The sequence below is a fragment of the Pseudomonas sp. P5_B2 genome (genome assembly GCF_056400445.1).
On record NZ_JBFULH010000205.1, the window covers coordinates 1 to 7283 of the forward strand.

A 7283-nucleotide genomic window follows, 5' to 3' on the forward strand; every position below is an offset into this window, starting at 1 on the left:
ACTGACACACCGCTTTCGCGAGCAGGCTCGCTCCCACAGGGGGACCAGTGGTGTTCTTCAGGCGGGATAACCGGTGATTTTGCGGATGCTTTGGTACAACGGTTTAAGCTGTCGATACATGCGCAGGTACACCTCTTTGTACAGTCGCTCATAGATCTGCTGCGCCTCGGGTTGCGGCAGAAAGACCGCACCTACGCGGGTCATGGCCGCGATCGCCGTGGGAAAATCCGCGTGCAAACCCAGCCCCACCGCACAGCAAACGGCCGCGCCCAGACCGGACGCTTCGTAGACATGCGGGCGCTCGGCCGGCAAGCCGAATATGTTGGCCGTGAGCTGCATCGCCGCATCGCTCTGGGAACCACCTCCGGCAACTCGCAATCGCTTGATGGAGGTCTTCGAACGCTTTTCGATGTTCTCCATGCCCTGACGCAAGGCATACGCCAGACCTTCGATGATCGCCCGGTAAATGTGCGCGCGGGTATGCACGTCGCCGAAGCCGATCATCGCGCCCTTGGCTTCCACACCGGGCTCACGGATGCCCGGCGACCAGTAGGGTTGCAGCATCAGCCCCATGGACCCCGGCGGCACGGCGTCGACCAGTGCATCGAAAAGTTGCTCAGGCTCCACGCCCAACGTTTTGGCCTGCTGCATTTCCCGCAGTCCGAACTCGTTCTTGAACCAGCTGACCATCCAGTAGCCGCGATAAATCATCACCTCGCAGTTGTATTGGTCTGGCACCGCAGACGGGTACGGTGGAATCAACGGGACGATTTCAAGATAACGCGACCGGGTACTGGTGATCGTCGCGGTGGTGCCGTAGGACAGGCACACCGTGTCAGCGTCGACGACACCGGAGCCCACGACTTCGCAGGCCTTGTCGGCACCCGCTGCGATCAGTGGCAGCCCCTCGGGAATGCCGGTGTGACGGCTGGCCTCGGCGCTGATGTAACCCAAGGTTTCACCAGGTTTGAGCAGGCTCGGCAGTTGCTCGGGACGCACCGCCAGCGCCTGCCATTTCCAGTCGCTGGGCGCGGCCCATTTCAGACGTTTGAAATCGAACGGCAGGTAGCCTWCGCAACAGCCCACCGAGTCGACAAAGCGCCCGCACAGGCGATGGGTGAGAAACCCCGAGAGCAGCAAAAACTTGTCGGTTGCCGCCCAGACTTCAGGCTGGTGGCGGGCGATCCAGTTGGCTTCGGCCTGGGCGCGAAAATAATCCACGGTGGCTTGCGCGCCAACCAGTTTGAACAGCCAGCCCCATGGTCCCTTGATCCTGCCGTCGACTTCGGTCTGGCGTTGATCGAGCCACAGGATCGCCGGGCGCAGCGGCTTGCCCTGGGCATCGACGTTGATCAACGTACCGCGCTGAGTGGTCAGGGATACCCCGGCAATCTGTGAACGATCGATCCCGGTTTGCTGCCACACCTGCTGGCAGGCCTCGCCCAATTTCGCCCAGTAATACTCCGGGTCCTGCTCGGCCCAGCCGGGTTGTGTCGAGTAATAAGCCTGCAACTCGACCTTGCCTTTGCCCAGCAGGTTGCCCTGCAGGTCGAAGAGCAGCGCGCGCACGCTCTGGGTGCCATTGTCGATGGCCAACAGGTAACGCTTGTTCGGGTGGTTATCCATGGAGCTCTCTTCAATGGGCATGGGTCGCGCACATTCCTGAATTTTTATTTTCCGTGTAGCACCCGTAGCCCTGTAGCAGCTGTCGAGCGCAGCGAGGCTGCGTCCGAGAACAACGTTCTCGTCATCCCTGCTCCCGGTTTTTTCTGAAACACCGGGTTGGTGGTTTTGCGACGGCTTCGCCGCCGAACGCCACCTCGCTGCGTTCGACAGCTGCTACAGGGTTGCGGAGTTACAGGGTTACGGGTGCTCAATGCGACTGCTGGGCAAACCATGATGGCGTTGCCACAACGCCTGGTAGCGCTGCTGCTCCTGCTGCCAGCGCTCATCGTCCCAGCCCAGTCGTGGCTGGCAGAGTCGGCGAATGGCCGGCCAATAGTCCATGGCGCCGCGCGGTAGCAGCAGGCCCAGACGGGTGCGGCGCAGCAGCAGGTCATCCAGGTGCAGGACCATTTCCGAATCACAGGCAAAGGCCAGTTCCGCCCACAAAGTGTCAGTGGCGCCAACGCTGTCATGGCCCAGTTCCGCGATCAGTTTCGCCAGCCTCGGCAGGTTCCGGCCATGCCGCCCCGCCAGGCGCCGCCACTGGCTGCCACTGAGTCCGGGGATCGCCAGCGGCGGCACGACGGCAAACACCGGCGCGGCGTCATCATTGAATCGACGGCCGAGCATGCTCGCGCAGGCCTTGAGCACCTCGATGGCCTGCGGGCGGAAGGTGGTCAGCTTGCCGCCGGCCAGGGTCACGCAACCCGGTTCCTGCCACAGCACATGCTCACGGGTTTCATTCGACGGTTTGCCTTGATGTTCACCCGCAGCGCTGCCCACCACCGGGCGCACACCGGACCACGTCGACAACACATCGGCCGCGACCACTTCAGCCTGGGGAAACTGCTGGGTGCAGGCCGCCAGCAGATAGTCGAGTTCTTCAGGGCTGATGCTCGCGCTCTGGTCCAGATCGCCGTGATGATCGAGGTCCGTGGTGCCAACCACCGTGGCACCCTCCCAAGGGAAAACGAACACCGGTCGACGGTCGCGCTCGTGCAGGAAGGTGAAGGCTTGCGCCACGGACAGGCGCCAGCCCGGCAACAACAAATGACTGCCACGCAACGGGCGCAACTGTCGAGGCGCATCGGGCAGGCGCAAACGCTCGGCCCAGGCGCCAGTGGCCACGGCCAACACGCGACAACGCAATTGCAGTGACGCGCCACCTTCGCAGTCCTCGACCCGGACCCCGCAAACCCGCCCCGCTTCACGCAGCAATTGCTGCACGCGTACGCCGTTGAGCACCACTGCGCCGTCGGCCCGGGCCTCGCCCAATACGCGCATTACCAGACGGGCATCATCGGTCAGTGCATCGACAAAACAGGTGCCACCCAGCAGGTCATGTTCCTTGACCCCCGGCGCCAGATAACGCAGTTGTTGCGCGTCATGGAAGCGATGGCTGCGCCGCCCGGCCAACGCGTCATAGATGGACAACAAACCACCCAGCACCCGTGGTCCGGGAAAGCCGCCACGGTAATGCGGCATCATGAAACTCATCGGCTCCACCAGCCCCGGCGCTTCGTCGAGCAGGCGCTGGCGTTCGCGGACCGAATCGCGGGTCAGGCGCCACTGGCCCTTGGCGATGTAACGCAAGCCGCCATGGACCATTTTCGAGGATCGGCTGGAGGTGCCCCAGGCGAAATCGCGCTGTTCCAGCAGCAGGCAGCGCCAGCCACGGCGCGCAGCCTCGCGCAGGATACCGGCGCCGCTGATGCCGCCGCCGATGACGATCAGGTCCCAGGTTTCATCCGCCAATGTCGGCAGCACTTGCTGACGCCTCGCGGCGTTCCAGTCCAGGCTCATGACCGTCACTCCTGCAACAGCGTACCGGGGTTCAGTCGCCCGGCCGGATCGAAGTGCCGGCTCAGCGCCTGCAGGGTGTCCATTGCCAGCGCGCCTTTTTCGCGCAGCAGGTACGGCGCGTGGTCCTTGCCCACGCCATGCTGGTGACTGATCGTGCCGTGGTTGTCGACGATGGTCTGGCTGGCCGCCTGCTTGAGCGCCTGCCAGCGTGCCAGGGTCGCGGGGTAATCCGCCGCCGGGCGAAACACATAGGTGGTGTAGATACTCGAGCCTTCGCCGTAGACATGGGACAAATGGGTGAAGACATGCACCCGTTCGCCTTCAGCCGCCAAAGCGTCGCGCAGGCTGTTTTCGACCAGGGTCAGGAGATTATCGACGTTGCTCCAGTCGGTCGCTGTTTCCAGAGTGTCCACGACATAACCGGCGTTCCACAGGTTTTCCCGCAGGTAAGGAAATCGGAAACGATTCTGCGCCCATTTCTTGCCGAGCAAGGTGCCGGTAAACACCCCACCGAACGATTTGAGGTGCTGCCGGGCCTGACTCAGGGACAGCGCATTTTGCCGGCGATTACCAGTCACGCCGAATGTCAGCAGGCATTTGCCTTCACCGGCACCGCGCAGAKACAGGTACTTTTCCAGCCAGGCGATCTGCTGCGGGTGCCCGGCCAACGCCAACTGGGTTTCGGTTTCCACCGCGTTGGACAAGCGCAGCATGGACAACGGCACGCGCGCCTGGGCCAACTGGCGAATGGCTTGCAGTGCCTTGGGCCAATCGGGCAGAAATACCCCGTAGAAACGTTCATCGGCAGGCAGTGCGCTGACCCGTACCTTGACCTCGGAAATAATCCCGAAACGCCCCTCACAGCCCAACACCACCTCGCGCAGATCGGGACCGGCCGCCGAGGCCGGAAAGGTGGCGATTTCCAAAGGTCCGGCAAAGGTTTCCAGGGTCCCACCGGCGAACAGTTGCTCGATGCGCCCGTAGCGCAAAGACTGCTGGCCACTGGAACGACTGGCGACCCAACCGCCCAGGGTCGAGAGCTCCCACGACTGCGGGAAATGCCCGAGGGTGTAACCCCGGGCGCGCAACTGACTTTCCACCTGCGGCCCTGTCGCGCCGGGGCCGAACGTGGCCAGCAGGCTCTGTTCGTCGAGGTCCAGCAGGCGATTCATGCGGGCCAGGGAAACCGTCACCACGGGCCGCGCGGAACCCGGTGGATTGATGTGCCCGGCCACCGAAGTGCCGCCGCCATAGGGAATAAGACACAGGTCCTGCTCATGGGCGAGGGCCAGCAATTGGCGGATCTGTTCGGCGCTTTCGGGGAAGGCCACGGCGTCGGGATAATTCCCCAACGCGCCTTCACGCAATGCCAGCCAGTCCGACAGGCTCTGACCCCGAGCATGCAGCAAACGATCATGGGCATCCACGCTGTACAACGGGTGTTGCTGCAACCGCGAGGCCGGCACCCGGGCCAATGCCGACTCAAGCGTCGCATCGGGCAGCGCTCGACCGTCACCCACCCGCCGGGCGAGAAAACTCGCGCCCTGGGCCGGCAGTTCGACCACCGTGGTTGCATCTCCCCAGCCGTTCCAGCGTCGCATGCGTGTGTCCTTTTGCGGTTCTGATCAGTGATATTTCAGGCCCCCATACTAGTCAGCTGCCCGAAAGTGTCACGGTCGCATCGGGCCAGTTCGAGTAGCCAATTGAGTCAAACGTCGCGCAGGCGTCAGCCATTTACTTTAGCCGTGGTTTCAAATTACCTTTCAGCGCATTCATCCGCGCACGCGGGTCTTGATCAAAGGAAGACGATCATGCATTCCCTGGGCTTCACCTCAGTTCCGCCGCTGCTCAAATACCTGCGTCATGCCGAACAACTGGGCATGGCCATCGAGCCTGCGCTGGCGGCTGCCGGGTTGCAGGCGCAGCAGTTGAGTGACAATAGCCTGCGGTTGCCCGGTGAAGCCCATGAACGGCTACTCGATTATTTCTGCGAACACTCGGGCGATCCGTTGTTCGGTCTCAACGCTGCGCGTTTTGTGCTGCCCAACTCCTGGAGCGTGCTGGGTTACATCACCATGAACTGCGCAACACTGGGCGACGCCATGAGTCGCATCATGCCGTTCGAGAAACTGGTGGGCGACATGGGCGTCAGCCGTGCCGAGGTGCAGGACAGTCACGTGCACCTGATCTGGACATGCCGCTATCAACGCCCGCGAATCCGCCGGCACCTGGTGGAAAACGTGCTCGGTTCCTGGCTGCAATACGCGTGTTGGATCGCTGATACGCAGATGTCGCCGGCCGCGGTCTGGTTGGAACATCCACGACCGGCTGATACGACGCTGGTGCAATACGAACAGTTCTTCGACTGCCCGGTACTGTTCGATCAGCCCTATTCGGCGCTGATTGTGCCGTTACCGTATTTGCAGTTGCCCTTGCGCCAGGCCGATGCGCAATTGCTGCGCACCCTGGAAGAACATGCCATGGGGTTAATGGCCACACTGGAGGACGCGTCGCTGGAACAGCGGGTCAAAAGCATACTGCGCCAGTTGCTCAAGGAAGGCCTGCCACGCAAAGAGCAAGTAGCCGAGCATCTCGCCGTGTCAGTGCGCACACTGCAACGCCAACTGCATCAGGCCGGCACGTCGTACCAGCAGATCCTCGATGACCTGCGCCAGGAACTGGCCGAGCATTACCTGCTCAACAGCACCTTGCCGATTCAGGACATCGCCCAGTATCTGGGTTTCACTGAACCCCGCTCGTTTCACCGTACGTTCAAAAGCCGGCGCGGGATGCCGCCCGGCGAGTTTCGCCAAACCCACCGGGTGCCGGACGAAAACTGAAAATCGTCACGCAGATCCCTTCCCGCGCCCAGTTGATTGGCAAACTCTCCTGCCTGCGTTGTTTCAAAATCCTACAGTCTTCCTGCCTCCTTCCCCTGCCAAGTGGAGAAACATCCAGCACCTACTGAATGGGGTAGCTGACAGCCTTTCCCCCTGCCACGCCGTAATGTTGATGTCTCCACCTAATGGAGATTCACAAGCATGGACGGCAATGCCCCAGGCAACGATCAATCCTTACTCGACATTTTGATCAAGGCCTACAGTTCCGATGACGCACAAAAAACAAAACTTGAAGCGCTTTTCAAAGATCTGAAGCTCACCTCGGTGTTCGACATTTCCCGACTCACCGAAGCCGACTTCAAGCTTCGCGTCGATACCGCAATCAGAGTGAAGCAGGCGGTGCCGCAGGCAGATCAGGCTACGGATTATGCAACGCTCAGCATTGACACTCAGTCGCTTTACAACAACGCCAGATGTTACGCCGCCCAAGTCAGCGCCCTGTATCGGGAGCAGCAAGCTTCAGGCGGCGTGGCACAGCATCAGTGGCACCCCTTGGGTATTCGCGCGGTCACGGAACAAGGCCCCACCTACACCCATCAGTTCAAGGAAAACTGGGACGACGCCTGCAAGAACGATTCGATCGCGGCCATTGACTCACCGGTCGCCTACCTGAGAGCGCTGTACCTGTTTGCCTTGCAACTGGAGTGCTGCCCCTCGCAATCGGCGGATGAAAAAAAACACCGAATCCTGTTGGAAAAACGCCGTCCGGATCTGCCCGAACTGTCGATAGATCAGCAAAGTACGTTTACTGCGCAACCGATGCTCGGGATAGTCAACGCCATTCTGGACCGCAATATCCAGGACGCGCTGAAGACCACCGACGACAAAGGCAAATCGACCTATGAGGTTCTGGCGCAACGGTGTTATCCCTTTGCCCTCCCCTATGAGTTTTTCCACCATCAGTGCCTGCTGGGG

At 61.5% G+C, this 7283-nt stretch carries 5 protein-coding genes; 2 read left to right on the plus strand and 3 right to left on the minus strand.

Going from position 1 to position 7283, the window contains the following annotated elements; all coding sequences use genetic code 11:
* Nucleotides 1-57: 57 nt before the first annotated feature.
* From AC1DRJ_RS15925 to AC1DRJ_RS15935, 3 genes are all read right to left on the minus strand, one after another.
* The gene (locus AC1DRJ_RS15925) at nt 58-1626 is read right to left on the minus strand and encodes an FGGY-family carbohydrate kinase (RefSeq protein WP_477803009.1); all 1569 of its coding nucleotides are present in this window, start codon (nt 1624-1626) and stop codon (nt 58-60) included.
* A gap of 237 nt (nt 1627-1863) precedes the next feature.
* Nucleotides 1864-3468: a glycerol-3-phosphate dehydrogenase/oxidase gene (locus AC1DRJ_RS15930; RefSeq protein ID WP_477803005.1), complete on the minus strand. Its 1605-nt coding sequence runs from the start codon at nt 3466-3468 to the stop codon at nt 1864-1866.
* A gap of 5 nt (nt 3469-3473) precedes the next feature.
* Nucleotides 3474-5069: an FAD-binding oxidoreductase gene (locus AC1DRJ_RS15935; RefSeq protein WP_477803006.1), complete on the minus strand. Its 1596-nt coding sequence runs from the start codon at nt 5067-5069 to the stop codon at nt 3474-3476.
* Between the two features lie 210 nt (nt 5070-5279).
* On the opposite strand from AC1DRJ_RS15935, the gene gliR reads away from it, so the two are divergent.
* Nucleotides 5280-6308 carry an AraC family transcriptional regulator GliR gene (gene gliR / locus AC1DRJ_RS15940; protein WP_477803007.1) on the plus strand — a complete coding sequence of 343 codons (1029 nt, stop codon included), beginning with the start codon at nt 5280-5282 and terminating at the stop codon, nt 6306-6308.
* 201 nt (nt 6309-6509) lie between these two features.
* Nucleotides 6510-7283, plus strand: a 774-nt coding sequence (locus AC1DRJ_RS15945; protein WP_477803008.1) for a Tc toxin subunit A, incomplete at its 3' end; no start/stop codon positions are given.